Origin of the sequence: Micromonospora sp. WMMD882, from assembly GCF_027497255.1 — a bacterium.
Lineage (GTDB): Bacteria > Actinomycetota > Actinomycetes > Mycobacteriales > Micromonosporaceae > Micromonospora.
Genome location: NZ_CP114903.1, coordinates 4,227,071 through 4,252,431, shown reverse-complemented (window position 1 = coordinate 4,252,431; position 25,361 = coordinate 4,227,071). Strand labels below are relative to the sequence as shown.

At 73.1% G+C, this 25,361-nt stretch carries 23 protein-coding genes; 6 read left to right on the top strand and 17 right to left on the bottom strand.

Annotated elements, in window-relative coordinates; all coding sequences use genetic code 11:
- Positions 1-17: 17 nt before the first annotated feature.
- The 8 genes from O7606_RS17860 to O7606_RS17825 all read right to left on the bottom strand — a co-directional run bounded on the left by O7606_RS17860 (position 18) and on the right by O7606_RS17825 (position 7,863).
- Positions 18-887 (bottom strand): type II secretion system F family protein, encoded by an 870-nt coding sequence (locus O7606_RS17860; RefSeq protein ID WP_281599743.1) that lies wholly within the window; start codon positions 885-887, stop codon positions 18-20.
- Positions 887-1,765: a type II secretion system F family protein gene (locus O7606_RS17855; protein ID WP_281599742.1), complete on the bottom strand. Its 879-nt coding sequence runs from the start codon at positions 1,763-1,765 to the stop codon at positions 887-889. Before O7606_RS17855 ends, O7606_RS17860 begins: the two co-directional genes overlap by 1 nt.
- 76 nt (positions 1,766-1,841) lie before the next feature.
- Positions 1,842-3,626, bottom strand: coding sequence for an ATPase, T2SS/T4P/T4SS family (locus tag O7606_RS17850; protein ID WP_281595164.1), 1,785 nt, complete (start codon positions 3,624-3,626; stop codon positions 1,842-1,844).
- Positions 3,627-3,630: 4 nt separating this feature from the next.
- Positions 3,631-4,431 (bottom strand): ParA family protein, encoded by an 801-nt coding sequence (locus O7606_RS17845; RefSeq protein WP_281595163.1) that lies wholly within the window; start codon positions 4,429-4,431, stop codon positions 3,631-3,633.
- Positions 4,432-4,433: 2 nt separating this feature from the next.
- The gene (locus O7606_RS17840; protein ID WP_281599741.1) at positions 4,434-5,015 is read right to left on the bottom strand and encodes an SAF domain-containing protein; all 582 of its coding nucleotides are present in this window, start codon (positions 5,013-5,015) and stop codon (positions 4,434-4,436) included.
- A gap of 80 nt (positions 5,016-5,095) precedes the next feature.
- Positions 5,096-6,115 (bottom strand): hypothetical protein, encoded by a 1,020-nt coding sequence (locus tag O7606_RS17835; RefSeq protein ID WP_281595162.1) that lies wholly within the window; start codon positions 6,113-6,115, stop codon positions 5,096-5,098.
- Entirely contained in the window at positions 6,109-6,648 is a 540-nt protein-coding gene (locus O7606_RS17830) for a hypothetical protein (protein WP_281595161.1), read from the bottom strand. Before O7606_RS17830 ends, O7606_RS17835 begins: the two co-directional genes overlap by 7 nt.
- Before the next feature lie 597 nt (positions 6,649-7,245).
- A complete protein-coding gene (locus tag O7606_RS17825; RefSeq protein ID WP_281595160.1) occupies positions 7,246-7,863 on the bottom strand; it encodes a phosphatase PAP2 family protein in 618 nt (205 codons plus the stop codon).
- Positions 7,864-8,041: 178 nt separating this feature from the next.
- Between O7606_RS17825 and O7606_RS17820 the strand changes: the two genes are divergently transcribed.
- Positions 8,042-10,501 carry a glycosyl hydrolase family 65 protein gene (locus tag O7606_RS17820; protein WP_281595159.1) on the top strand — a complete coding sequence of 820 codons (2,460 nt, stop codon included), beginning with the start codon at positions 8,042-8,044 and terminating at the stop codon, positions 10,499-10,501.
- Here O7606_RS17820 and O7606_RS17815 read toward each other — a convergent pair.
- The 5 genes from O7606_RS17815 to O7606_RS17795 form a co-directional block, all read right to left on the bottom strand.
- Complete coding sequence (locus O7606_RS17815) at positions 10,498-11,469, bottom strand: L-threonylcarbamoyladenylate synthase (protein WP_281599740.1); 972 nt, start codon at positions 11,467-11,469, stop codon at positions 10,498-10,500. The two genes, O7606_RS17820 and O7606_RS17815, sit on opposite strands and share 4 nt — an antisense overlap.
- Before the next feature lie 392 nt (positions 11,470-11,861).
- Entirely contained in the window at positions 11,862-12,227 is a 366-nt protein-coding gene (locus O7606_RS17810) for a hypothetical protein (RefSeq protein WP_281595158.1), read from the bottom strand.
- 35 nt (positions 12,228-12,262) lie between these two features.
- Positions 12,263-13,354, bottom strand: a complete 1,092-nt coding sequence (locus O7606_RS17805) for a putative manganese transporter (RefSeq protein WP_281595157.1) — start codon at positions 13,352-13,354, stop codon at positions 12,263-12,265.
- Between the two features lie 59 nt (positions 13,355-13,413).
- The gene (locus O7606_RS17800; protein WP_281595156.1) at positions 13,414-14,283 is read right to left on the bottom strand and encodes a manganese catalase family protein; all 870 of its coding nucleotides are present in this window, start codon (positions 14,281-14,283) and stop codon (positions 13,414-13,416) included.
- A gap of 85 nt (positions 14,284-14,368) precedes the next feature.
- Positions 14,369-15,037: a HAMP domain-containing sensor histidine kinase gene (locus tag O7606_RS17795; protein ID WP_281595155.1), complete on the bottom strand. Its 669-nt coding sequence runs from the start codon at positions 15,035-15,037 to the stop codon at positions 14,369-14,371.
- 152 nt (positions 15,038-15,189) lie between these two features.
- Here O7606_RS17795 and O7606_RS17790 point away from each other — a divergent pair, with 152 nt between their 5' ends.
- Positions 15,190-15,831, top strand: coding sequence for a response regulator transcription factor (locus O7606_RS17790; protein ID WP_281595153.1), 642 nt, complete (start codon positions 15,190-15,192; stop codon positions 15,829-15,831).
- On the opposite strand, the gene O7606_RS17785 is transcribed toward O7606_RS17790, so the two are convergent.
- The 4 genes from O7606_RS17785 to O7606_RS17770 form a co-directional block, all read right to left on the bottom strand.
- The gene (locus O7606_RS17785) at positions 15,807-17,021 is read right to left on the bottom strand and encodes a DUF2254 domain-containing protein (protein WP_281595152.1); all 1,215 of its coding nucleotides are present in this window, start codon (positions 17,019-17,021) and stop codon (positions 15,807-15,809) included. The two genes, O7606_RS17790 and O7606_RS17785, sit on opposite strands and share 25 nt — an antisense overlap.
- Positions 17,022-17,094: 73 nt before the next feature.
- A complete protein-coding gene (locus tag O7606_RS17780) occupies positions 17,095-18,120 on the bottom strand; it encodes a sodium:calcium symporter (protein WP_281595151.1) in 1,026 nt (341 codons plus the stop codon).
- Between the two features lie 83 nt (positions 18,121-18,203).
- Positions 18,204-18,572 carry a hypothetical protein gene (locus tag O7606_RS17775; RefSeq protein ID WP_281595150.1) on the bottom strand — a complete coding sequence of 123 codons (369 nt, stop codon included), beginning with the start codon at positions 18,570-18,572 and terminating at the stop codon, positions 18,204-18,206.
- Positions 18,569-19,585 carry a zinc metalloprotease gene (locus O7606_RS17770; protein ID WP_281595149.1) on the bottom strand — a complete coding sequence of 339 codons (1,017 nt, stop codon included), beginning with the start codon at positions 19,583-19,585 and terminating at the stop codon, positions 18,569-18,571. Before O7606_RS17770 ends, O7606_RS17775 begins: the two co-directional genes overlap by 4 nt.
- 168 nt (positions 19,586-19,753) lie before the next feature.
- Here O7606_RS17770 and O7606_RS17765 point away from each other — a divergent pair, with 168 nt between their 5' ends.
- The 4 genes from O7606_RS17765 to O7606_RS17750 all read left to right on the top strand — a co-directional run bounded on the left by O7606_RS17765 (position 19,754) and on the right by O7606_RS17750 (position 25,315).
- Complete coding sequence (locus O7606_RS17765) at positions 19,754-20,821, top strand: polysaccharide deacetylase family protein (protein ID WP_281595148.1); 1,068 nt, start codon at positions 19,754-19,756, stop codon at positions 20,819-20,821.
- Between the two features lie 497 nt (positions 20,822-21,318).
- Entirely contained in the window at positions 21,319-22,026 is a 708-nt protein-coding gene (locus O7606_RS17760; RefSeq protein ID WP_281595147.1) for a sigma-70 family RNA polymerase sigma factor, read from the top strand.
- 3 nt (positions 22,027-22,029) lie between these two features.
- Positions 22,030-22,287 (top strand): hypothetical protein, encoded by a 258-nt coding sequence (locus tag O7606_RS17755; RefSeq protein WP_281595146.1) that lies wholly within the window; start codon positions 22,030-22,032, stop codon positions 22,285-22,287.
- A 103-nt stretch (positions 22,288-22,390) separates the two neighbouring features.
- The gene (locus tag O7606_RS17750) at positions 22,391-25,315 is read left to right on the top strand and encodes a CHAT domain-containing protein (protein WP_281595145.1); all 2,925 of its coding nucleotides are present in this window, start codon (positions 22,391-22,393) and stop codon (positions 25,313-25,315) included.
- Positions 25,316-25,361: the final 46 nt, after the last annotated feature.

The following is a 25,361-nucleotide window of genomic DNA, read 5'->3' as shown; positions in this document are numbered from 1 at the left end:
GGAGGGGTTTCGGGGGTCTAGAGGCGGGCCAGGAAGGGATAGACGACGAAGCCGAGCAGAACGAACACCAGCAGCGAGCCCGGAATGTCCAACTTGCTGGTGACCGCCTCGGCCTTGGCCAGGTCGTCGGTACGGATCTGGTCGCGCAGGGCGTCGGCGCGGCTGCGCAGGGTGTCGTGCACCTGCGCGCCCTCGCTGCCGGAGGAGCGCATGATCGCGCCGACGTCGCCCAGCTCCGGGATGCCGATCTTGTCGGCGAGGTCACGCAGCTCCTCCCAGGGGGAGTGCATCTGCATCTGGGCGATCCGCAGCGCCTCGCGGATCCGCTCGAAGACCCAGCCGTCGCAGACCTCGGCGGCGCGTTCCAGCGACTGCACCGGCCCGTGCGCGGCGGACAGTTGCAGCGCGACCAGGTCCAGGTAGGCGCAGACGGCCAGCCGGAACTCCTCCCGGGCCCGGTCGGCCTTCTGCACCACCGCTTGGTGCGCGACCAGGGCGAACAGGAACCCCGCCCCGAGACTGCCCAGCACCGGCACCACGAACGGCAGACCGACGCCCATCATCGCCAGGAAGGCGCCGGCCAGGGTGGGCGTGGCGACACCGATCAGGGCGGACAGCAGCACCGAGAGGGCGTACTGCTCGGGGGTCTGGCCGATCAGCGCGAGCTGCCGGTGTGGCGGACGCAGCCAGCGGGCCGCGCCGGTCAGCCACTCCGGGCTGCGGGCGGCGGACGCGGACGGCCGGACGACGGTCGGCGGCTGGTGCAGCCGGCGCAGCGCCGGACCCAGCGCCGGGGAAGCCGGCAGCAGCTCCCGGACCATCAGGAAGACCCCGAGCCCGACCACCGCGCCGCCGCTGACGGCGAGGGTGAGCTGCCAGTTGAGGATCATGCCAGTACGTCCTCCGGGTCCGGGGCGGGCAGGAACCGGGTCGGCGTCGGCGGCTGGCTCATCGACCGCACCCATACCAGCAGCGCGACGAACGCGGCCCCGAGCACGACCATCACCAACTGCCCGGTCGGCGTGCCGTACGGGCGGATGTACTCCCGGTTGACCAGCCCGTACGCGATGGTGGCCAGGGTCATCCCGGTGAGGAAGCGGACCGCGAACCGGGGCTGGGTGCGTTTGGCCTCGATCTCCCGGCGGGTGGCCACCTCGGCCGTCGCCGCGCTCGCGATCGAGCCGAGCACGTCGCCGAGGCGTTCGCCCCGGTCGGTCAGGTGCAGGATCAGCGCCGCCACCACCTGGTCGGCGACCGGGTCACCGATGTCGTCGGCGAACGCCAGCAGGGCGGGCCGGGCCAGCCAACCGGCCTGGAGCCGGGCGGCGAGCAGGCGTACCTCCTCGTCGATCTCCGGCGGCACGGTGGCGACCGTGCCGATGATGGCCTGCTGGAGGCCCTGGCCGGTGGCGGAGATGTCCTTGAGTCGACGGGTCCACTCGCCGACCGCCTCGATCCGGGCGATCGCCCGCTGCTCGGCCCGGCCCACCGAGAACAGCCACGGCGTGCCGGGCACCGCCACGGCGACCAGCAGCCCGACCACCGGCAGCCCGGTGAGCAGGAAGGCCAGCGCGCCGGCCAGCGCCGCGCCCACCAGCAGGGCCTGGTGGCGTCGCTGCTCCCGGCGGCTCGGGCCGGAGCCGAGCCAGAGCCGGCGCAGCCCGTTCCCGCCGGCGCGACCGGGCGCGGGCGCCGGCCGGGTGGTGCCGACCAGCGCGACCACCGCCAGCACCAGCCCGGCCACGCAGGCCGCCCCGGAGACCATGGCGATCAGCTCGATGTTCGCGATCACCGGACCACCCCCGGTCGGTACGTGTCCGCCGTCGACGGCGACGCCGGGCTCACCGCCGCACCAGCCGGGTGTGCCGGGCCCGCCGCCACGCGCCCGTGCCGGCCTCGATGTACCGGCTGAGCAACCGGGCGTCGTAGCCGACCCGGAGGAGCTGTTCGCGTACCCGCTCGGGGAGGTGCTTCGGTACGGCCCGGCCGTCCGGTCCGGGACCGAAGACCTCGGTGGTGGTGATCCGGGCGCCCTCGCCGGCCCCGATGACCTCCTCCACGTGGGAGACGAACCGGTGCTTGCGGCCCCCGATCGCGGTCTCGTCCTCGACGGTCACGTAGACGATCAGGTCGAGCGCGTTGCCGGCCATCCGGCGGGCCTGGTCGACGGTCATCTCCCGGCCGTGCGACAGGGCCAGCTCGATGATCCGTTCGGTGACCCCGGCCGGGGTACGGGCGTGGATCGTGCACATCGAGCCCCGGCTGGTGGTCATCGCCTGGAGCATCGGCACGATCTCCCGGGAGCGGACCTCGCCGACGACGATGCGCAGCACGCCCATCCGCAGCGACACCGGGATCAGGTCGGCGATGCTGACCTCGCCGGCCGGTCGACCGTCGAGCCCGCGCTCACCGTGCCCCTCCCGGGCCTCGAAGCTCATCACCGCCCGGTGCTTGATGTCCCGGCGGGCCGGCAGCAGCTCGCGGCTCTCCTCCAGCAGCACGAACGGCTCGTCCGGCGGGATCTCGTCCATCAGCGCCCGGACCACCGTCGTCTTGCCCGCCCCGGCCAGCCCGGCGACCATGATGTTCAGCCCGGCGCGCATGGCGGCGCGGAGGAAGTCCCGCAGCAGCACGTCGATCATCTCGTCCAGGTCGCCCCGGAAACCGGCGATGTCGTCGAGGCTGACGTCCAGCGTGTTGTGCTTACGGATCACCGCGTACGGGCGGCGGCTGACCAGGTAGACGGCGGCCAACCGGCTGCCGTCGGGCAGTTGCAGGTCCAGGGTGGGCTTCGAGGTGGACAGCGAACGCTCGGTCGCCCCGGCCCGGCGGGCGGCGGCCTGGAGGATCTCCACCAGCTCCTCGTCGCTGTCGGCGATCGGGTCGACCCAGTCGACGCCGCCGCCGTGCCGGGTCACCCGCACCTGGTCGCAGCCGAGGATGTGCACCTCCTCGATGCTCTGGTCGACAAGCAGCGTCTGGAGCCGCCCCAGCCCGACCAGCTCAGCGGTCACCTGGTTGAGCAGTTGCCGTTCCTCGTCGGCGGTGAGCGGGGTGCCGGCCCGGCGCACCGCGTCGGCGTACTCGGCGACCACCGCGACCGCGATCCGGGCCCGCTCCACGTCCTCCTCGGCGACGGTGAACTCCCGGCCGCGCTGCCACAGCGTGAGCCGTTCACTCAGCTCCCGGCGCAGCTCACGGACGAGGGTGAAGTCGACCCGGGGGCGCGGCGGCGCGGCGGCCGGGGCCAGCGCCGTCCCGTTCGCGCCGGGATGCCCGCCGTTCGGGCCCGGCTGCCCGTGACCGTTCGGCGCGGCCGGGTAACCCTGGCCGTTGTGCGGCGCGGCGGGGTGGCCCTGCGGGCGCCCCTGGCCGTGCGGGTGGCTGTGGCCGTGCGGGTGGCTGTGGCCGTGCGGGTGGCCGTGGGGTCCCGTCGGGCGCGGCTGCCCGTTCGGGGCGGGCGCGTTCGGACGCCCGTCGGCGCCGGCCGGGCGCGGCTGGCCGTCCGGGGCGGCCGGCGGGCGGTGGCCGTTCGGGGCGGGCGCGTGCCGGTGGCCGTTCGGCGCGGCCAGCGGCGGCGTCGTCGAGGTGACCGCCGGCGGCTGGGTGCGCGGATCCTGTGACACCGGCTCAAACCGCATGCGGCACCCCCTGACCGGCGGGCCAGCTCAGCCGGGCCCGCCGACGGTCCAGCAGCGCGCCGACCGGCACCTCCAGCGCGCCGGCCGCCCGCATGAGCTGCCGGCCGGCGCGGATCGTCCCGCCCAGGCTCAACACCCCGGCGGTACGCGGGTCGTGCGGCAGCCGGGCGATCACCGGCGCCCCGAGGGCCTTGCTGATCTCGCCGGTGCCGTGGCCGTCCCCGACCACCAGCAGCCGTACCGAGCCGGCCGGCACCCGGTGCTCGGTGAAGTCCCGTTCCATCGAGCGCAGCAACGACCGGGTGGCGGAGATGTCGGGCAGGGTGGCCCGGGTGACCACCAGCACCACCGCCGCCGCCCGCAGCACCGGCCACGGCGCGCCGGTCACGGCCAGCCGGCCACAGTCGACGAGCACGTCGTACGGCGGCGTGCCCTGCTCCAGGCTGGTGAAGAAGTCCGCGAACCGCTGCCAGAGCGGGGTGACGCTGCCCGCCTGGGCCGGGTCGACCACGCCGGGCAGCAGCAGCCGCTCCCGCTTCGGGGCGTCCAGGTCGACCAGTTGCGACCAGAACATCGCCTCCAGGCTGCCGTCGCGCAGCTCCCCGACGGCCAGCTCCCCGATGCCCCGGGGGCCGTCCAGCGTCCCGCCGAGGTAGCCGGCGAGCACCGAGCCGCCGGCCGGGTCGCACTCGGCCAGCACCAGCCGGCGGTGCCAGCTCAGCGTGCAGGCCAACGCCGTGGTGGTCACCCCCGGCGAGCCCTTGGCGGAGGCCAGCGCGATGATCGCCATGCTCAGACCGACCCGGTCAGCACGATGGCGACCCGCTGCTCGGCGGCGAGCGCGACGACCGCCGGCACGTCCCGGGTGGCCAGCACCAGGTAGACGGTGACGATGCTGGTGTCCGAGGTGTCGCTGTCGACGACGGTGGCGTTGAACCGGGTCGACGAGCTCGTCGTACGGCCGTCGGTGGTCTTCGCCGGCATGCTCATGAGCTGCACCTTGTCGCCGGGGCGCAGCTTGCGGGACGGCACCCCGTACGGCTTGACGCCGAGCGCCAACTGCTGCTGCCCCGAGCCGAGCATCGGCTCGTCGGTGAGCTGGGCCTCGGTGAGCAGCGTGCCTGGGGTGAGGGTGACCGCCGCCCGCTTGCCGAGCATCTCGTCGATCCGGTCGACGTCGATCGGCTTCAACCCCTGGCCGCCGGCCACCTGGACCGACATCAGGTCGTCCCGGCTGAGTTCGGCGCCGACCGCGACCGGCCGGGCGATCGCCAGGTACGTCCCGGTGGCCCGGACCGAGGTGACCGCGAAGGCCGCGCCCAGGCCGCCCAGCGCGATCAGCAGCACCGCCAGCCCGAGCAGGCCGGGGCGCATCCGTCGCTGGCGGACCACCTTGGGCGGGGCCACCGGGGCGTCCACCGGCCCCGGGCCGGGCCCGTTCCGCGTCGCCAGACTCACTCGGTCACCACCTGAAGCTCGTTGATCTGGATTTCGGCGTTTCCGCTGCCCCGGGTGACCGGGATGTCGCCGCTCTGGCCACCGCCCACCCAGTGCACGTTCCAGTGGGTGACGGCGCTGACCACGTACGTGCCGGCCTTCGGGTAACCGGTGGGGTAGCCGCAGTCGGGGGAGGGCCCGCCGGCGTGCGGCCCGGTCGGTGAGTACGGGGTGCCCGGCTCGGCGCAGGTGACCTTCACGCCGTTGCCCATGTTCCAGACGACGTGGGTGACCGCCGCATCGATACGCACGGTGACCCCGCCCTCGGTGTCGCTGGCGGACAGCGGGCCGAAGTAGTTGACGCCGGAGTTCGCCCACATCCACACCGGCAGCCCGACCAGCCCGGGGCCCTGGCTCTTGCGGGGGGCCACCGAGATGCGCGGATGGCGCAGGTCGATCGAGGCGAGCAGGCGCAGCGCGATCTCCTCCGGGTCCGGCGGCGCGCCGAAACCGGGCGGCGGGGCGTCCCGGAACACCTGCCGCTGGTCGCTCAGGTCGCCGCCGTTGCAGGTGGCGACGTACGCCTGCTGTCCGTCCGGCGTCTCCGGGGGTTGCGGGCTGGCGAGCTTGTAGTAGCAGCCGTCACTGTTGTTGAACCAGCCGAGGACGTCGTCGTAGCAGGGGATCTCCCGGCCGTTCCACTGGCACTTGCCGGCCTTGCCGCCGCCGCTGTCGCCGCCCCCGTCGCTGCCGCCGCCGTCGTTGCCCGGACGGCCGGGGACGTCGTCCCAGATGCTGCAGTCGGTCTGGCCGACCGGGCAGTCGACGCCCGGCCCGGCCAGGGCGGGCGCGGGCGTGGCGGCCAGCGCCAGCAGCGTCGCCGTGGCCGCCGCGAACAGGGCGGTGACCAGCCGGCGCCGCGCCCCGACCCGACGACCGGCGTCGGCCTGGGACCGGTCGTGGGCGATGATCGGCCGGTGCGGCGCCCCGACCCGCCCGGACCGGGTCGGAGCGCCGCCGTCTGCCCAGGTCAGCATGGCTGGTCCTGGTGGGCCACGCTGGCGTTGATCAGCCAGCGGCCGTCGGGGTAGCGGGTCGCGGTGGCCGTCGCCAGGTGGCGTCCCGCGCCGGAGCCGGGGACCACCTTGCGGGTCTTCGCGTAGACCAGCCGGTACTTCGTCGCGTCGAGACAGTCCTGGATGTCCACGGTCACCGGGACGGTGTCCAGGCTGACCGAGGTCACGGTCGGGTCGGAAACGAGCGTTCCGGTACGCATGGCACCGTGCTCCTTCGCTTCGCGAATTGTCAGCCGCACCCTGGTCAGAAGTGGATCAGCCAGGTATTTGGCCAGGTCGGGATGGTGTGGATCACTGCGTTCGCTGGCCACCCGGGAGACGGCCAGATATCCGGCGTAGGCCGCGAGGGCCGCCTTTTCGGCTGCCGCCTCGTCGGCTTTCCGACTCTGCGGATCGGCCGTCGGTCGTTCCGTGGTGGCCCGGCCGGACCGCTCGGGATCCGCGGCGCAGGCGGCGCCGAGAACGATCACCACGAGCGCGAGGAACCCGGCCATCGAGCGCCTGAACCGCCGTGCGCGCAACGCCGCCCCTCCTTGTGGGAAAGCCCCGTCCGGTCGGCTTCCGGGCATGCGGCAGCGCGTCCGGATGCCCCCGTCCGGATTTCTTGATCATCTATCAGAATTTGCGGTTACGGATACTGCGTCATTCTTTGCGGATCTTTTGTCCGATTGTCGGGCGACCCGTCGGCCGCCTGTCGGTCCCACCCAATGGGCGAGCATAGGCTGACCGCAGCCGATGCAACAGAGGCAATTGGTACGAATACTGTGCGTCACTGGTGGGGGCTGGTCGACCCGACCGTCCCGACCCGGCTCGGGCGACCGGACACGCCCGCTCCGCCGTCCCGGCCGGCGACGACCCGCCGTGCTCCCGCCCGCGCCCCTCAGGCCGTACGGGACAACGGATCCGCCGCTCGGGAGGGCCCGACGGGGAGGCCGTGGCCGGCCGTGACGGCGCAGGTCAGGGCCGGGCGGGCCGACCGGGTCGGCTGGCCCCGGCCAGCGGCGATGCGCGATCGTGAAACTACTGTGTGTGTTCGCCCTGGCGTGGCTCACCGGCGGCCCGCCCGCTTCGCGGGTCGCCCCCGGCCTCGCTCACCGGCGACCCGCCCCGGTGAACCCGCGCGCCCCGCCGTCCGGGGCCCGACCAGGCGGCAGGCGCCGGCCGACCGGCCCCGGCAGGGTCAGCAGGAGCGCGGTGACGACCAGCGCGCCCAGCAGCACGCCGGCCAGCACGTCGTGCGGATAGTGCACGCCCACGAAGGTGCGGGAGGCGGCGGCCAGCAGCGCCAACGGCACCGCGAGCCATCCCAGCCGAGGACACAGCAGGACGGTCGCGGCAGCCAACGCGCCGGCGGTCGTGGCATGGTTGCTCGGGAAGGACCAGTCACCGCTCGGCGGGCAGTGCCCGGCGACGATGGTCAGGCCGGTCAGCCCCCGGCAGGGCCGCTCCTGGTCCACCACCGTCTTGAGCCACTCGCTCGACCCGTACGCGAGCAGCACCGCGACCGGCGCGACCAGCGTCGCCGCCCGGTCCCGGGCCGGGCCGCCGAACCGCCGCCACGCCGCCGCGAGCAGCAGCAGGCCGAGCAGCACGACGGAGCCCTCGGTGAAGTGCGCGGCGAACCAGCGCACCGGCTCCGGGCTGCGGTCGGCCACCTCGACGACGTCCTGGTACCACTCGACGCTGAACCCCGGAACCACCTCGGCCACGTCACCACCACCCCCGTCAACCGCTCTACCCGTTCGCCGCCCCACGCATGGTGGAAACCGGCGGACTTCGGCGCGCTGTGCGAAAGTGAGAAGCCGTCCCCGACCTTCGTCTCAGCCGGCTCCCAGGCAGGCGTGCTGCAATGGCCCTTCGAACAGGTGAACGACCAGGAGGCTGTGGGTGCCCGTCACCATCGACACCGACCAGCCGGACGACCGTTGGCGGATCCGCCGGACCGAGGCCGACCTGAACCGCCTCGCCGAGACCGAGTCGATCTTCGCGCTCGGCAACGGGTGGCTGGGCTGGCGCGGCAACCTCGACGAGGGCGAGCCGTACGGCATGCCGGGCAGCTACCTCAACGGCTTCCACGAACGGCACGGGATCGACTATCCCGAGAGCGGGTACGCCTTCCCGGAGACCAGCGACACCGTGGTCAACGTGCCGAACGCGGCGCTGATCCGGCTCTGGGTCGGCGACGAGCCGCTGGACATCCGCACCGGCACGCTGCGCCACCACGAACGCGTCCTCGACCTGCGGGCCGGGCTGCTGGAACGACACACCGAGTGGATCTCCCCGGCCGGCCACGGGGTACGGGTACGCAGCACCCGCCTGGTCTCCCTGGCCCGCCGGCCGGTGGCCGCCGTCACCTGGCAGGTCGAGCCGCTGGACGGCCCCGTCGAGGTGCGGATCTGCGCCGACCTGGTCGCCAACCAGGGGGTGCCGGACCGCGCCGACGACCCACGGGCGGCCACCATCCTCGACGACCCGCTGATCGCCGAGCTGCACCGCCGCGAAGGGCTGGACGGGGTGCTGGCGCACCGCACCGGGCGCAGCGGGCAGCGGGTCGCGGTGGCCGTGGCGGACCTGGTGGACGCCCCGGACACCACCGCCACCGCCACCGACAGCGAGCCCGACCGGCTCCGCCTCACCCTGGCCGGGCCGCTGCGACCCGGCCAACGGATCACCCTGACCCGGTTCACCGGGCACGAGTACGCCCCGGTCGACACCGACACCGACACCGACGGCGGGGCCGACAGCGCCGACAGCGCCGACACCGGCGGCGGGGCCGACGTGGTCGAGCCGGCGGCGCGGGAGCTGGCCGAGCGGGCGACGGCCGCCGCCGCCGAGGCGCGTACGGTCGGCTGGGACGCCCTGGTCGCCGAGCAGCGGGCCGCCTTCGACGCCGCCTGGACCACCGCGGACGTCGTCCTCGACGGTGACCCGGAGCTCCAGCTCGCCACCCGGTTCGCCCTGTTCCACCTGCTCCAGGCGGGGCGGGCGGACGGCGACCGGACGATCCCCGCGAAGGGGCTGACCGGCAACGGCTACGACGGGCACGTCCTCTGGGACACCGAGGGGTTCGTGCTGTCGGTGCTCACCTACGTCGCCCCGGCGATGGCCCGCTCGGCGCTGCGCTGGCGGCACGCCCACCTGCCCGAGGCCCGCGCCCGCGCGGCCGAGCTGCGGCTGACCGGGGCGACGTTCCCGTGGCGCACCATCGGCGGCCGGGAATGCTCCGGCTACTGGCCGGCGGGGACGGCCGGAATGCACGTCAACGCCGACGTCGCCGACGCGGTGCTGCGCTACGTGGCGGCCACCGGGGACACCGACTTCCTCACCGAGACCGGGCTGGAGCTGCTGGTCGAGACGGCCCGGCTCTGGCACGGCTTCGGCCACTGGTCCGACAGCGGGACGTTCCACCTGCCCGGCGTGACCGGGCCGGACGAGTACACCGCGCTGATCGACGACAACGTCTTCACCAACCTGATGGCCCGGCGGAACATGCGCGGTGCCGCCGACGCCGCCGAGGCCCACCCCGACGTGGCCGCCCGGTTCGGCGTGGACGCGGCCGAGGTGGCCGGCTGGCGGTCCGCCGCCGACGCGGTGCACCTGCCGTACGACCCGAAGCGCGCCGTGCACCAGCAGTCGGCCGGGTTCACCGACCTGCCCGAGTGGAACTTCGCCGACACCGACCCCGACGAGGACTACCCGCTGCTGCTGCATTTTCCGTACCTGGAGCTGTACCGCCGGCAGGTGGTCAAGCAGGCCGACCTGGTGCTGGCCATGCTGCGCAGCCCCGGGGACTTCACCGCCGAGGAGAAGGCCCGCAACTTCGCCTACTACGAGGCCCGCACCGTCCGTGACTCGTCGCTCTCCTCACCCGCCCAGGCGGTGCTGGCCGCCGAGGTCGGCCACCTCGACCTCGCGTACGACCACTTCGCCGAGTCGGTGCTCCAGGATCTGGAGGACCTCGGCGACAAGACCGGCGACGGGCTGCACCTGGCCGCCCTGGCCGGCGCGTGGATCGCGCTGGTGCACGGGTTCGGCGGCCTGCGCGACGACCGGGGCGAGCTGTCGTTCGTGCCCCGGCTGCCCCGGCGGATCAGCCGACTGGCGTTCAGTCTGCTCCGGCACGGGCAACGGCTACGGGTGACGATCACCGCCGACGAGGTCCGTTACGAGCTGCCCGGGGCCGGCCCGGAGGCGGGCGTCGACCTGTGGCACGACGGCGAACGGGTCCGGGTCACCGGGGGCACGCCGTGCGTACGCCCACTGCCGACGCCGCCCGACCCGGGCCCGGAGCCCACCGCCCCACCCGGCCGCCGTCCCCGGCCCCGCCGGCCCCGGGACGACGTCTAGGCGGGCGGCTGCCAGGTGGCGGCGGCCCGGCGCAGCCGGTCGTTGATCGCCCGGCCGAGACCGGCCTCCGGCACCCGCTCGGCGAGGATCTCGGTCACCCCGGTCGCGTCCAGCCGGTGCAGGGCGTCGAAGAGGCGGGCCGCCGCCCCGGTCAGGTCACCGTCGGGCGAGAGCACCTCCACCGCCCCGTACGGCTGCGCCGGCCGCTCCCGCAACGCCAGGTAGCCGCGCGTGTGGTCGTCCGGCCGGGGGGCCGTGGCCGAGGGCGGCGGGTCGACCAGCCGCAGCGGGGTCCGGGGCGCGTAGTGCGCGGCCAGGCCGCCCGGCGCGACCGGCTGGCCGGAGCTGCCCGGCCGTACGTCGACCGGGCCGACCGCCTCGACCAGCGCCTCCACCGGCAGCGCGCCGAGCCGCAGCACCACCGGCCGGTCGCCGCGGGCGTCCAGGATCGTGGACTCGATGCCGCACCGGGTCGGGCCGCCGTCGACGATCAGGTCCACCGCGTCGCCCAGCCCCGCCGCCACGTGCTCCGCCCGGGTGGGGCTGAGCATGCCGAACCGGTTCGCGCTGGGCGCGGCCACCGGCACCCCGGCGGCCCGGATCAACGCCCGGGCGACCGGATGGTCCGGCACCCGGACGGCCATCGTGGCCAGCCCGGAGGTGACGATCGGCGGTACGGCCGCCGGCCGCGCCACGATCAACGTCAACGGCCCCGGCCAGAACCGCTCGGCCAGCGCCGCGACCAGGGACGGCACCGCGCCGACCAGCCCGGCCAACTCGGCGGGGTCGGCCAGGTGGGTGATCAACGGGTCGAAGCTCGGTCGGGCCTTCGCCGCGAAGATCCGCGCGGCGGCGTGCCCGTCGAGCGCGTTCGCGCCCAGGCCGTACACGGTCTCGGTGGGAAAGGCGACCAGCCCGCCGGCCCGCAGCACGGCGGCGGCCTCGGCCACCCCGGTCGCCGCCGGCAGCACCGGCGCGGACTTCGCGCTCATGCCCGGAACGCTAACGCCCCTCGCCGGGCACGCGCCGCCCAGGGGGCCGGCGACGTGCCCCTCCGGCGGTGGCGTGCGTCTCCGGCGGGCGGGGCGTGTCCGGCGGGGCTCGCGGGCCCGGCGGTCGGGATGTGGGGTGTGTCGGTCTGGCGGACCGGCAAGGGCACGCAGGCCGGGTCAGGCCGGGCCGGGCCGGGTCAGGCCGGGTCAGGCCGGGTCGGCCGGGCCGGGTCAGGTCGGGTCGGGCCGGGTCAGGCCACGGCCGACGCTGGCCCGGTATCACCTGGAGGGAGGCTGTCGAGCTGCCCCGGCTGTGCGCCCACTGGTCCCGGACGCCGCTTGGAGGCGGTCGACCGGCTGCTTTCCCCCTACTTTCCGGCATCCGCCGGGTACGGCGAGGAACCGAGGGGTGGGCGCACAGCCGGGGCAGCTCGACAGGGGCTGGCCGGGGCACTGGCTCCTGGAGGTGGCCGGGTTGGTCGGTCGGACGGCGGGTGTCGCGCCGAGGGATGGACGCGCAGGTGGGGCAGCTCGACAGGCTCCGACAGCCGCCCCGGCAGCAGCTCCTTCAGCAGTGGCCGACCGCCGGCCAGCGCCACCGCCAGCGGGATCGCGAGCACGGTCGCGGCCAGCGCCGCGACCGTCGCCCCGGGCAGGCCGGCGAGCGCGGCGAGCACCGCCAGCGCCGCGAAGGCGGCCATCTTCCGGCGGGTACGGGCCATCGGGACGATCATCAGGTCTCCCTCGGGTCGGGCCGGGACGGGAACTGTCAGAGCAGAACGAGCAGGGCGGCGCCCACCGTCACCGCCGGCACGGTGGTGATCACGGTGGCCACCAGCGCCGAGCGCCGGCGCAGCGCGGCGAGCGGGATCAACGCGTCGCCGTCCTGACTGATGGCGTTGGCGACCAGGGTGGGCAGGGGCAGCCCGCCGCTGACGTAGAGACCGGTGAAGACGATCTGCACGGCGCACCCGGGAACCAACCCGACGACCGCGCCGACCAGCACGCCGAGCAGGCCGGTCAGGGCGAGCTGTGAGCCGTCGAAGCCGGTCGTGGTGGTCAACACCTGCCACCCCAGGTACGCGACGGCGACCCAGACGGTGACGAACGACGCCTCGTGGGCGCTGTGCCGCAGGGTGGCGGCGAGGGACTGCGGCCGGGCGGTCTCCAGGCTGTCGTCCGCGAGCCGCCCCCGGCCGGCGGCGAAGATCAGGACCGCGGTCACGGTGCCGAGCAGCCCGAGCGCCAGGTACGGGTCCACGCCACCGAGGGTGAGCATCGCCGGGTCGACGAGCTGGAACACCACCGGCACCGACAGGGCGAACGCCGGGGTGGTGAGCCCCCAGAACGCGGTCGAGGTGGGCGCGCGGGGCAACAGTCCACCGAACGCCCGTACGCCGACGGGCGGGGAGGGGCGGGCAGCGGAGGTGGCGAGGGGACGGCGAGCCCGGCGGGGCCGGGCCGATCTCGCCGGGTCGATACCGAGGGCGTCGACGACGTACCCGGTGGCCAGGCCCACCGCGAAGAGCAGGGCGTGCAGTTGCAACGCGAAGACCGGGTTCCAGGCGAGCACCACCCAGGAGGAATCTCCCATGGTGGAGACCAGCGCGGCGACCACCGTACCGAAGGAGACCTTCCGCCGGGCGTACAGCGGCATCAGGATGATCGCCCCGCCGCAGCCGGGGCTGACGCCGAGCAGCGCCCCCGCCACCGGCCCCATCCGGCGACGTCGGGCCAGCGCGTCGGTGACCGTGTCGCCGTGCCGCCACCGCAACCAGCCGAACAGCGCCACCATGACCGCCACGTACACGCCCACCTGCATGAACGCGTCCGCGAGCGGACGGACCACGAGCTCGGTCACGACCCACCTCCTCCGGTACGGGAGGTGTCGGGCCGCCCGGGCGGCCCGACACCCGGTGGTCAGGCCAGCTTGTCCTTGACCGTGTTCACGACGCCCTGGACCATGCCCGGGTTGGTGCCGTACAGGCGGGGGTCGCCGGGCGCGAGCACGGGCTCGGGAGCGTTCGCGCGGGGGTTGGGCTCGTAGCGGAACTCGCCCTTGCCGTCCGGGGCCGGCCCGGACGCCCACCGGCCCTCCGCGGCGTCCTGCCCGGCGGAGAAGTCGAGGTAGGTGTAGCTGAACTCGGCGGTGAACTCCTGCGAGTCGGGGAACGCCTCCGGCACCGGCATCTCCTCCAGGCCGTCCTCCTTGAGCTGCTCGATCGCCGCCATCCACATGTTCTGGTGCATGGTGTCCCGGGCCAGCAGGAACCGCAGCATCTGCTTGACACCCGGGTCGTCGGTCATGTTGAACAGCCGGGACACCTGGAGTCGGCCCTGCGCCTCGGCGGTCACGTTGAGCTGGAAGTCGGCCATCAGGTTGCCGCTGGCGGTGATGAAGTTGCCGCTCCAGGGCACCCCGGCGCTGTCCACCGCCAAGGCCCCGCCGCCGCCGTGGATGAAGTGGGCCGGGTTCGAGCCGCCGTAGATCGCCCCGACCATCGGGTTGTGGTCGGCCGCCTCCTGCAACGACAGCGGGGCGTTCTCCAGCAGGCGGGTGATCATCGTGGCGATCATCTCGACGTGGCCCATCTCCTCGGTGCCCACGTCGAGCAGCAGGTCCTTGTACTTGCCCGGCAGCCGGCAGTTCCAGCCCTGGAAGAGGTACTGGTTGGCGACTGTCATCTCGCCCCACTTGCCGCCCAGGATCTCCTGGAGCCGACGGGCGAACGCGGCGTCCGGGCCGTCCGGCTTGGCTTCGAACTGCAGTTCCTTCAGGTGGCTGAACATCGGTCGGTCCTCCTCGGTGCGGTTGCTGGCACCGAGCTGTTCCCACCGTCGTGACCCGGGTGGGCCAACCGCTGTCCCCCCGGGGTCAGGCCCGCGGACCCGTCCGGGGCAGCAGCACCTCCAGCGCCACCCCGTACGGGCGCAGCCGGTGCAGCCGGATTCGTCCGCCGTCCACGGCGACGAGCCGTCTGACCAGCCACAACCCCAGACCGGACGGTCCCTCGCCCGGGGTCCGGCGGCGCAGCGCCGCCGTCAGGGACCGGTCGACCCGCCCCTCGTCGGTGACCAGGACGCTGAGCTCGCCGCGCCACAGCTCGGCGTGGATGCCGACGGCGCCGTCCGGCGGGCCGTGCCGGAGCGCGTTCTCCACCAGGTTGCCGAACACCTGCCGGGCCCGCCGGGCCGGCACCGGGCAGGCGGCGGCCCGCCGCGTGACGTGGGTCGACCGGCGGTGGGCGGGCACCAGCAGGCTCACCCCGGCGAGGATCTCCGCCAGCGGGACGACGTGGTCCGCCGGTCGTCCGCCGGCCGTCGGCGCGCCGCTGCCGGCCGCCGCCTTCCGCACCAACCCCTCCAGGTGTACGGCCTGGTCGTACGCGAGGCGGGCGGCTGCCCGCCGGGTGGCGTCGGGCAGCGGGTGGTCGTCGTCGGCGAGCGCGCGGGTCAGCGCGGTGAGCGTGGTGACCGGGGTGCGCAGCTCGTGGCAGAGCAGACGCAGCATCAGGGCGGAGTCGACGGCGGGCGGCCCGGCCACGGCGTTCCGGCTCCCGCCGCCGGCCCGACTTCCGCCGGCCCGTTGTCGTCTCCGCCCGGGACGCCACGATCCGCGCCGACCGCCCATCCGCCACCACTCCCCTCGTCCGGGTACGTCGGCATGTTTGCTACCCGCTCGGGAAGAGAGCAGGCATGCCCGCTCCGGCCGTCCTCCGGCTGGTGGTCGTCGACGACCATCCGCTGTTCGCGCGCGGGCTGGCGCTGCTCCTGCCGGCCGCGACGCAGGGCCGGACCGAGGTGGTGGGCAGCACCGGCGACGCCTCGTCGGCCGCGTCCCTGGTCAGCCGGTGCCAGCCCGAGGTGGCGCTGATCGACCTGCACATGCCTCCGCCCGGCGGCGTCCGGGCGGTCGCCGCGATCCGGCGGACCAGTCCCCGGGTACGGGTGGTCGCCATGTCCGGCGCGGACGATCCGGCGCCGGCCCTGGCGGCCCTGCGCGCCGGGGCCGAGGGATTCCTGCCGAAGACCGCCGAGCCGGAGGAGCTGCTGCCGCCGCTGCTGGCCATCCTGGAAGGGTGGGCCGTCCTGCCGGGTGAGCTGTTACGCAGCCTGCTGCGGCCGACCCACGTGCCCGCCGTCGACCTCGACCCGGACGAGCGGAACCTGCTCCGCCTGATCGCCTCCGGGTACGGCACCGTCGACATCGGTGAGCACCTGCACGTCTCGGAGCGCACCGTGAAGCGGATGACCGCCGCGCTGCTGCGCAAACTGCGGGTGGGCAGCCGGGCCGAGGCCGCCGCCCTGGCCGGTCACGCCGGCCTGCTCGGCGACTGACCGCCGCCCGTCCGACGTAGCACCGCCCCCAGATGGGCCGGCAGGGCGACGGACGCCAGGTCGGTCAGCACCGCGTCCAGCAGCCGGTTGACCCGTGGCTGGTCCCCGGCGGCGGCCCGCACGTCGTCGACGACCATCGCCAGGTACGTGTCGAAGGGGAGCCGGTCGACGCGTACCCGGACCGTCCCGGAGTCGTCCCGTACGAGGTGGGCCCCGTCGGGTCGGGTGGCGAGCCGGCGCAGCAGGTCGTGGGCCTCCTGCACGGCGCGGGTCGCCGTGGTCACGTCGTTGGTGGACGGGGAGAGCGCCCGCTCGGCGATGTCGGTCAGTTGCCGGAAGCCGAAACCGACGTCCTGCCCGGGTGAGCGTTCCGGGCCGATCGTCACGCCCGCGACGAGCTGGTCGACCGGCAACGACCGGACGGGCGCGTCCCCGACCCGGTGGACGCGCAGCAGCGGCGCCCCCGCGGTGACGAAGTCGCCCGGTACGGGTACGACGCTGAGCGCGCAGCCGTGCCCGGCGGCCAGCCGGGCGAGTCGACCGGTGTCCACGGTCACCACCATGCCCGGGCGCTCGGTCCGCACGACCTGTACGACGTCACCGAGGGGCGACGGCTCCGGCTGCCCGGTCTCGGGCAGGTGCGCCGCGATGGTGTCCCGGGTCTGCGCGCCGATCGAGGTGATGATGTGCGACACCCGCATGACCTGCGTGATGTGGTGCAGGTAGTAGAGGAACATGCCGGTGCTGCCGAGCACCAGGGCCATCGACACCGCGAGTGACAGCTCGGGCAGCCGGGCCTCCTCGCGGGCCGGCAGCGCGGCGAGCACCACCATCGCGAACAGGAAGGTGGCCACGAACGTGCCGAGCGTGGCCTGGATGATCCGGTCCTGGAGGAAGGTGCGCAACACCCGGGGGGAGTACTGGCTGCTGGCGAGTTGCAGGGCCACGACGGTGATCGAGAAGACCAGCGCCGTGAAGGAGATCATCGCGGTGATGATCGACGACAGCAGCGACCGCGCCCCGGCGGGGCCGCTGGGCAGGAGCCAGTCGACGGCGATGTCCAGCTGCAACTCCAGCAGCGACAAGCCGATGGCGGCGCCCACCGCGCCCACCGCGAAGAGCGCCGGCACCAGCCAGAAGCTGGCCCGGACCTCGGCGAGGCGGGCGGACATCCGACGGACCGGTTTCACGGCATGTCCTCCTGCCCGGTAACGGTAGGCGGGTCTGGGTGGTTTCGTCGGCGTTATCGCGGCATCGCCGCGCTCAGCCGGGCCGGAGGAGCAGCAGGACGACGGTGGACAGGTAGATGAGCGGGATGGCCGCCCCCTCGAACCCGATGCCCCGGCGCTCGCGCAGGATCAGACCGGCGGCCAGCGTGGCGGTCATCAGGGTGGTCATCCCGGTGAACAGCAGTCCGGACAGGTTGGCCTCGGAGTAGATCGAGCCGGGGCGGTAGGTGGCGTCGGCGAGGAAGATCATCAGCGAGTCGAACGCGTTGCCGCCGAGGATGTTGCCGATGCCCAGGGTCAACGCCCCGATCCGGATGGCCGCGACGAGGGTGACCAGCTCCGGCAGGCTGGTGACCGCCGTGGTCAGCGTGAAGCCCACGAAGCCGCTGGGCAGCCCCGTAGCGGCCACCACACCGAGGCCGCCCTGACCGATCAGGTAGCCGGTGGCGGCGACCACAGCCGCCAGCGCGGCCAGTCGGAACCAGAGCCGACGGACGCTCAGCCCGGACGTCCCGGTCGCCGGCACGTCCTCGCGGGTGTCGGCGGTGCGGCGGGCGAACCACATCGGTTCCCGGCGCAACCGGCGGAGCAGCACCAGGCCGTACAGGTAGACGACCGGGATCAGCAGGCTCGCGGGGTGCACCCAGAGGACCGTCAGCTCGGGGGTCGCGTACGCCACCACGGGCAGGCAGAGCAACGCCACCAGGACGATCGCCTGCATGACGTTCTCCAGGGACGCCGCCGCGTGCTCGATGTTCGACCGGCGGTAGAGCAGGTCGGCGATGGCCAGCCACACCGTCTGCACCGCGATGCCGCCGATCGGGTTGGCCAGCGCGAACTCGGCGTCCTGCCGTACCGAGCCGAGGACCGTGGTGGCGATGCCGGGCAGCGAGGTCACCGCGCCGAGCAGGAGGGCCCCGGCGACCGCCTCGCCCATGCCGGTGCGGTCCGCCAGCTCGTCGGCCGTGCGCACCAACGACTGCCCGGCGAACAGGATCACCACCAGCGCGACGAGCAGCGCGACCACGCTGGGCAGGAGCGGCCAGGTCCCGGCGGTCACGATGGTCGGCCCGGGGATCGTCCGTGAGTAGAGCGCATGTTCTCACCCCTACCCAACCGTCGCGGTTCTGATCAGGCGACCACCTACGTTTCGCGGCCGGGAGGGGCGGGCCCGTCCGGGGCGGGGGCGACGTCGGGGGGCAGCGGTCGGAGCTGGAGCACCGCGTCGTCCACCGAGACGATCTCGAAGGTGACGGCGCCGCGTCCGTCCGGGTAGCTCACCCGCAGCTGACCTGCCCCGACCGGCTGCCACCGGCCGTGCTCGGGGGCCGGCGCGTCCGTCGGACCGGGCCGGGCGTCGACGAACGTGCCGTCGGGGTGGAACTCGATGCTCGTCCGGCCCCGACCGGGTGGGACCGGACGGTCGGCGGCCCGGTAGGCGCGTACCCCCGACCGGTCCTCCTCCCGGATGTGCACCCAACGGCGGAACAGCGGAACCGGCGGCTCGGTCATGCGTCAAGTATCGCCGGGCCGGCCGTTTCGCCGCTGGTTGCCGGGCCGGCGGCTGCCGTGGCGGACGGGACGGCGGCTACCGTGCCGGCGGTGGCGGCTGCCGTGCCGAGGCTGGCGCGCGGCCCGGCCAGACAGGCCGCCATGCGGGCGGCCTGCCCGGCGGTGAACATCACCATCGCCGCGTCGTCGGTGTAGTCCATGTAGTTCATGAACATGTCGCCGTGCGGGCCGTTGTCGCAGCTCAGCTTGGGCCAGGCCGGCTTGCCGTAGTTCGGTCCGGCCTGGTTGGGGGTGTCCGCCACGAAGTCGCTGCCGCTGCACCCGTCACCGTCGTCGCCCCAGATGTGACGCAGGTTGAGCCAGTGCCCGACCTCGTGGGTGAGGGTGCGACCGCCGTCGAACGGGGCCGCCGCCGTGCCGGTGGTGCCGAACGCGGAGTGCAGCACCACCACCCCGTCGGTACGGGCCGGGCCGCCCGGGAACTGCGCGTAGCCGAGCAGGCCGCCACCGAGCGGGCAGACCCAGATGTTGAGGTAGCGGTCCGCCGGCCAGGCGTCCACCCCGCCGGTGGCGGCCGACTTGACCTCGTCGTCGGTGCCGAAGGCGGCGACGTCGGTGCGGGTACGGGTGATGCCGGCGCAGGGCCGGCCGTCCGGGTCGGTGTCGGCGAGGGTGAACGTGATCCGGGTGTCGGCGACGAGCGGCTGCCAGGGGGCGGGCACCGCGGCGACGTCCGGGTTGACCGCCCGGAAGTCGGCGTCGAGTACGGCGAGCTGGCTGGTCACCTGCTCGTCGGGGATGTTCTGCGCCTCCTCGTGCCACACCACGTGCACCACCACGGGCAGGGCGACGACCTGACCGAGCCGCCCCCGCCCACGGCGGGCCTCCCGGTGGGTGAACGTCTCGACCCGGGTGCGCGCCTCGGCGTACCCGGAGACGGTGTCGAGCAGCCGGCGGTGGGCCGGCATGGTGCCGCACCACGGACGGCGCGGGAACTCGGACGGTTGGGCCATGACCAATTGTTCCGCCGCGCCGAGTTGCCGCGCGGGTCAAGTCGTTGATCCGACCTGGCCGGGGCAGAATTTCGGAAACTTGTTCGGAAGTTTCCGGAACTCGTTGACCTGTCGGAAACGCCATGGCAATACTTCGATTCACATCCGTCGATCGGAGAGGATCCCGGCATGCTCGGCAGAACCGGCAGCCCGTACGGGCCGACCACCATCGCACGGCAACCCCGCCGCCTCGCCCGGCTCGCCGTCCTCGCCACCACGGTGGCGCTGGGCGCGGCCGGGCTCGCCGTCGCCGCCACCCCGTCCAGCGCCGCCGCCTGCAACGGGTACGTCGGCCTCACCTTCGACGACGGGCCCAACGGCGCCACCGGTCAACTGCTGTCCGTGCTGCGCGCCAACGGCGCACGGGCCACCATGTTCAACGTCGGGCAGAACGTGCAGGGCAACCCGTCCGCCGCGCGGGCCCAGGTCGACGCCGGCATGTGGGTCGCCAACCACAGTTGGAACCACGCGCACATGACGTCGATGAGCCAGAGCCAGATGCAGTCGGACCTCTCCCAGACCAGCGCGGCGATCCAGTCCGCGACCGGCGTACGGCCGCAGTTGTTCCGCCCGCCGTACGGGGAGACCAACTCGACCCTCCAGTCGGTGGCCTCGTCGCTCGGCATGCGTCAGGTGCTCTGGGACGTCGACTCCCAGGACTGGAACAACGCGAGCGTCAGCCAGATCGTCGCCAACGCCAGCCGCCTCCAGGCCGGCCAGGTCATCCTGATGCACGACGGCATCGCGAACACCCGGAGCGCGATTCCGCAGATCATGGCCAACCTGACCAGCCGCAACCTCTGCCCCGGGATGATCTCGCCGAGCACCGGCCGGGCGGTGGCCCCGGACGGCGCCGCGCCGCCCACCGGCAACCCCACCACCCCGCCGCCGACCGGCAACCCGACCACCCCGCCGCCCGGCGGCGGCTGCACCGCGACCGCGACGACCCCCAACGTCTGGGGCGACAGGTACAACACCTCGGTGACCGTCCAGGGCGCCGCCAACTGGACCGTCGTCGTGGCGGTCACCGCGCCGCAGCGGATCACCACCACCTGGAACGGCGCCCCGAGCTGGGACAGCAGCGGTCAGGTGATGACGATGCGGTCCAACGGCAGCGGCAACACCTTCGGCTTCACCACGATGATGAACGGCAACAGCGGCGCCCGCCCGCAGATCCGGTCCTGCGCCGCCGGCTGAAGCACCCCGGAGCAGCCCACCGCCCCACCGGAAGCAGGCCGGTGGGGCGGTGGCTGTGCGTTGGGAGGACTCTCCGTCGGTCGGTCGTCGGCAGAACACTGTGGAGGCTCAACCTGTCGCATGTGGTCCGTCGCCAGTCATCCGGGCCGACTTTGCGCGTTTTGCTCGCGCCGAGCGTCTTCTGGGCGAACGGCAGTCGAGTCGGAGGGTGGTTCTGTCGTGGCGATAGATCTCGCATCGCTCCCCGGGTGGGCCATCGCCCTCCTGATCTTGATCATGGTCGTAGCGGGAGCGCTGGCCCGGGCTCCGGTCGTGAGGCTCATCGAGCGTTGCGCGCGGGCGCGTGCGACGGTCGAGATCGTTCGGGAGCAGCGCCGGATGGCTAACCTTGCTCTACACCCGGACACGGAGCTGCGGCACTCCGTGACCGGTGGGCCCAGCCTGGTCATCCGGCGTAGCCCGTCCGTGACGATGCCCGACACGGAACAGGAGAAGTCGTGAACGTCGAATCCAACGTTCCAGGGGAGCAACCGGAACCGGATGAGTCAGCGGCCGGACAACCGAGCCCTCCCGGGGACGGTACCGGCGTCTCCAGGGATCTCGGAATGGCGGTTCTCCCCTCGCCCGGGGTCGTCGACCAGCAACCTCGGTGGGTGATCACCAACGAGTCGGGCGATGCCGTCAGAGGTGAGATCCGGCTGCCGGAGGCCGCCCCTGAGCACCGCACGGCCTTCGATTTCGACGAGTTCTATGTGACCTACTACGACCGGCTGGTGGGCGCCCTGTACTCGTACTGCGCGGGTGACCGCGTGCTGGCGGAGGACGTGGCGCAGGCGACGTTCCTCAAGGCGTTCGAGCACCGTGACGAACTCGCCACGAAGCTCAGCCCGTACGCGTGGCTCCGGACCGTGGCGATCCGAGCCGCGCAGGACGTGTTCCGTGGGGAACGACGACGGAAGACCCGGGAGCAGGAGCGTGAACTGCTCGTGGCTCGGATCGACGAGTGGGAAGCCCGGGCGTGGCTGCTCGCCATTCGTGAACTTCCAGAACCCGAGAACAGAGTGCTGTGGTCCCGGTTCGTCCTCGGGTACGAGCGGCAGGTGATCGCGGACGAGTTGGGCATGTCGCTCCGTTCCGTCGACCACCACATCAAGCGCGGCGTCGGTCGGCTGCGGCGGAACATCGGCCTCGGCGGGGAGGACTGAACGATGAACGACAACGTTGAGACGTCGGCCCGGGAGAGGCTGATCCAGCTCAAGCGGAACCTCACCGAGCTCAAGCTCGAGGCACTGCGTCGCGGTTATGGGCTCGAAACGGCTGCCGCTCCCGCGGTGGACGACCTCGATGCCATCGTCCGTGAGGTGGCGGAGGATGTGGCACACCGTCGCCGTGACCGTGCCGCCGGCGGCGACCCGGTGGACGAGACCCGGTGGACCGGGGACCGCCCTACGCCGAGTCGGGCATGAAAATGCGGTCGCCCGGGGTCGGCATCGCCATCCATGGCGTCGCTTCAGGCGACCGGGAGCGCTGGTGACAGAACCGACTCCGTCACTGGCCTCGCTGCGTCGTGTGCTCGACGAGTACGCGACGGGTCGGGACCCCGCCCTGATTCTGGGGCGGGGACCGGTGGCCGACGCTGCCCGGCTCGTCGAGCTGGCCGAGCCGGGCAGCCCTGAGCGGGACGACGTGTTGGCCACGGCTGGCCTGCTCCACTGGTATCGGTATCTGCTGCTGCCGGAGCCGGACGACGAGCGGGAGCTGGACCGGTCGCTGGATCTGTTCGCCAAGGTGGATAACAACCGGGCAGACCTGATGCCGGTGGCTGTCCGCCAACTGCTCCGTCCGTCGGGTGACGCCGGGGAGGACGACGACGGACACCCGTCACGTCCCGACCCCCACCGAACGGAATGGGGCGTCCTCGGCGAACGTCTGCTCGCCGACTACTGGGACAGCCCGGACCCCGAGGTGCTCCACACGGCGATCACTTTTCTTCAGCACGCCTGGGGTGCCTTCGAGGACGACCCGGGCGTCGAGTCCCGGTCCGTTGGTCACGCCCGCGGCCTGCATCTTCTCGCGTTGGCGAGGTACGAGTCGTATCGTCGTGGCGACGATCTGTCCGATCTCCATGCCGCCGTCGACGCGGCACGCGCGTCGCTGCGGGCCGGGGCCCTCGACGACCTGGCGGCGGGGTACCGCTTCTCGCACCTCAGTCTCATGATCCGTGACCGCTACGAGCGGCTCGCACGCTTCGCGGACCTGGACGAAGCGGTCCGGCTTGCCCAGGCGGCTGTGTCGGCCATCGGCTTCGGTGAAAAGCCGCCTGCCGACCTGGCGACGAACCTCGGCCTGGTCAGGCTGAGCCGTTTCCGCCACGATCGTCATCTGCCGAGTCTGGATGAAGCTGTGCGCTGGCTGGAGCTTGCGGCTGCCGACGACGGTCGAGCCGACCAGTGGTCGAACCTCAGTGTCGCGCTACGACAGCGGTACGGCGCCACCCGTCGACGTGATGATCTTGATCGGGCGGTCGCGGCGGCGGCGGAGGCGGTGGGTGTCGCCGAGGGGCATCCGGATCGGGCTCGTTATCTCTCCAATCTCGCCCTTGCCCTGGCTGGCCGGCACGAGGTGACCGGAAACGTCGATGATCTTGATCGGGCGGTCGCGGCGGCGGCGGAGGCGGTGGGTGTCGCCGAGGGGCATCCGGATCGGGCTCGTTATCTCTCCAATCTCGCCGTCGCCCTGGCTGGCCGGCACGAGGTGACCGGAAACGTCGATGATCTTGATCGGGCGGTCGCGGCGGCGGCGGAGGCGGCGCGGACCACTCCTCATGATCACCCGGACCGAGCCGACCGGTTGGCGACGTTGGCCGGCACGCTCCAGGCTCATGGGCGGTCGGACGAGGCCCTACCGCTCCTGCGTGAGGCTGCCCGGCAAGACATCGGTTGGCCGGCAGTTCGCCTTGCTGCTGCCCGGGGATGGGCGCGGCTGGCAGCCGAAAGGGGCGATTTCGCCGAGGCGGTCACGGGGTTCACCACGGCGACGACGCTGGTCCAGCTTCTGGTGTCGGGCGGCCTCAGCCCGCAGGCTCTCCGCTTCTCCCATGCGTTCCAGGGACTGACCGCCGACGCGGTCGCGAGCGCTTTGCACAGTGGGGAAACGCATCGTGCGTTGGAACTGTGGGAACAGGGCCGCAACATCTCACTCGAACGGGAACTCCAACTGCGCTCCGACGTGACACCACTCGCCGCCCGACATCCCGAGTTGGCGGACCGGTTCGTGCGACTCCGGGACGACCTGATCGCGCCGCCGGCGGAGGCATCACCCGACGAGCGGTTCGCGGCGATCCGGCAAGCCGACCGCCGGTTCCAACTCGCCCGGGAATGGAATCATCTCCTGTCACGGATCCGTGAGCTCCCCGGCTTCGCGGACTTTCTACGCCCGCCCCGGGCCTTCGACCTGCTCGGGGTCGGGGACGAAGGTCCGGTGGTGATGATCAACGTGAGCCGTCACCGATCCGACGCGCTGCTGATCACGGACGGCGTGCTGGAGGTCGTGCCACTGCCGAGGGCGACCCCGGAAGCGGTACGCGCCGTGACGGCCGACTTCATCGCCGCTTCCCAGCGGATGCGGGCCGACCGATCCGAGCTCCGCGGGGTACTCACCTGGCTCTGGGACGCCATCAGTGGGCCGGTGCTCGCCCGGCTCGGCCTGCAGGGGCACCCTGACACCGGGAAGCGTCCACGGTTGTGGTGGTGCCCTGCCGGGGAAGTGGCGCTGCTGCCACTGCACGCCGCGGGTCGGGAGGACGAACCACGCGGCTCCGTGCCGGATCTCGTGATCTCCTCGTACACCCCGACCCTGCGGGCACTCCTACAGGCTCGACAGTCCCGACCGGGCACCCGAGTCGACCCACGGATGGTTGCGGTCGCGCTGGAGAAAACCCCTGGCCTTCACGTGCTGCCCGCGGTCGAACGAGACCTCCGGACGCTCGTCGAGCGGTTTCCGGGTAACTTGACCTCGTTGACTGACGCCAGCGCTACCCGGGCGGCGGTGTTGGCCGCGATGCGGGACAGCGAATTCCTGCACTTCGCCTGCCACGCCGCGACCGATCCCACGGACCCCCTGGCCAGCAGTCTGCTGCTCGCCGACGGTCGACTCACCGTGGCGGACCTGCTGCGCCAAGGCGCCGGGCGTGGTGAGTTGGCCGTCCTGGCCGCCTGCCAGACCGCGGCGACCGACATGTCGTTCTCCGACGAGCCGGTCCACCTCGCCTCGGCACTGCAACTCGCCGGTTACCGGCATGTCGTCGGCACCCTGTGGAACGTCCTCGATCAGGCCGCCGCCCAGCTCACCGAGGAGTTCTACGCCGCTTTCACCCGGTACGGCCAGGACAGTCGGCAGGCTGCGCAGGCACTCGACGATGCCATACGGACACTGCGGCACCGTTTTCCTGACCAGACGTACGACTGGCTGGCGTACGTCCACATGGGCCCCTGAGCCTGCTGGTCCGGTGGAGCAACCCCACCCATCGGGCAAGATCCCG

What these genes read in the sequence shown, in the direction of transcription:
- O7606_RS17770 (WP_281595149.1), bottom strand. Translation starts at nt 19,585, where the DNA reads ATGGCCCAACCGTCCGAGTTCCCGCGCCGTCCGTGGTGCGGCACCATG.
- O7606_RS17790 (WP_281595153.1), top strand. Translation starts at nt 15,190, where the DNA reads ATGCCCGCTCCGGCCGTCCTCCGGCTGGTGGTCGTCGACGACCATCCG.
- O7606_RS17835 (WP_281595162.1), bottom strand. Translation starts at nt 6,115, where the DNA reads ATGCTGACCTGGGCAGACGGCGGCGCTCCGACCCGGTCCGGGCGGGTC.
- O7606_RS17765 (WP_281595148.1), top strand. Translation starts at nt 19,754, where the DNA reads ATGCTCGGCAGAACCGGCAGCCCGTACGGGCCGACCACCATCGCACGG.
- O7606_RS17775 (WP_281595150.1), bottom strand. Translation starts at nt 18,572, where the DNA reads ATGACCGAGCCGCCGGTTCCGCTGTTCCGCCGTTGGGTGCACATCCGG.
- O7606_RS17840 (WP_281599741.1), bottom strand. Translation starts at nt 5,015, where the DNA reads ATGCGCCCCGGCCTGCTCGGGCTGGCGGTGCTGCTGATCGCGCTGGGC.
- O7606_RS17810 (WP_281595158.1), bottom strand. Translation starts at nt 12,227, where the DNA reads ATGATCGTCCCGATGGCCCGTACCCGCCGGAAGATGGCCGCCTTCGCG.
- O7606_RS17830 (WP_281595161.1), bottom strand. Translation starts at nt 6,648, where the DNA reads ATGGCCGGGTTCCTCGCGCTCGTGGTGATCGTTCTCGGCGCCGCCTGC.
- O7606_RS17855 (WP_281599742.1), bottom strand. Translation starts at nt 1,765, where the DNA reads ATGGTCTCCGGGGCGGCCTGCGTGGCCGGGCTGGTGCTGGCGGTGGTC.
- O7606_RS17800 (WP_281595156.1), bottom strand. Translation starts at nt 14,283, where the DNA reads ATGTTCAGCCACCTGAAGGAACTGCAGTTCGAAGCCAAGCCGGACGGC.
- O7606_RS17755 (WP_281595146.1), top strand. Translation starts at nt 22,030, where the DNA reads ATGAACGACAACGTTGAGACGTCGGCCCGGGAGAGGCTGATCCAGCTC.
- O7606_RS17845 (WP_281595163.1), bottom strand. Translation starts at nt 4,431, where the DNA reads ATGGCGATCATCGCGCTGGCCTCCGCCAAGGGCTCGCCGGGGGTGACC.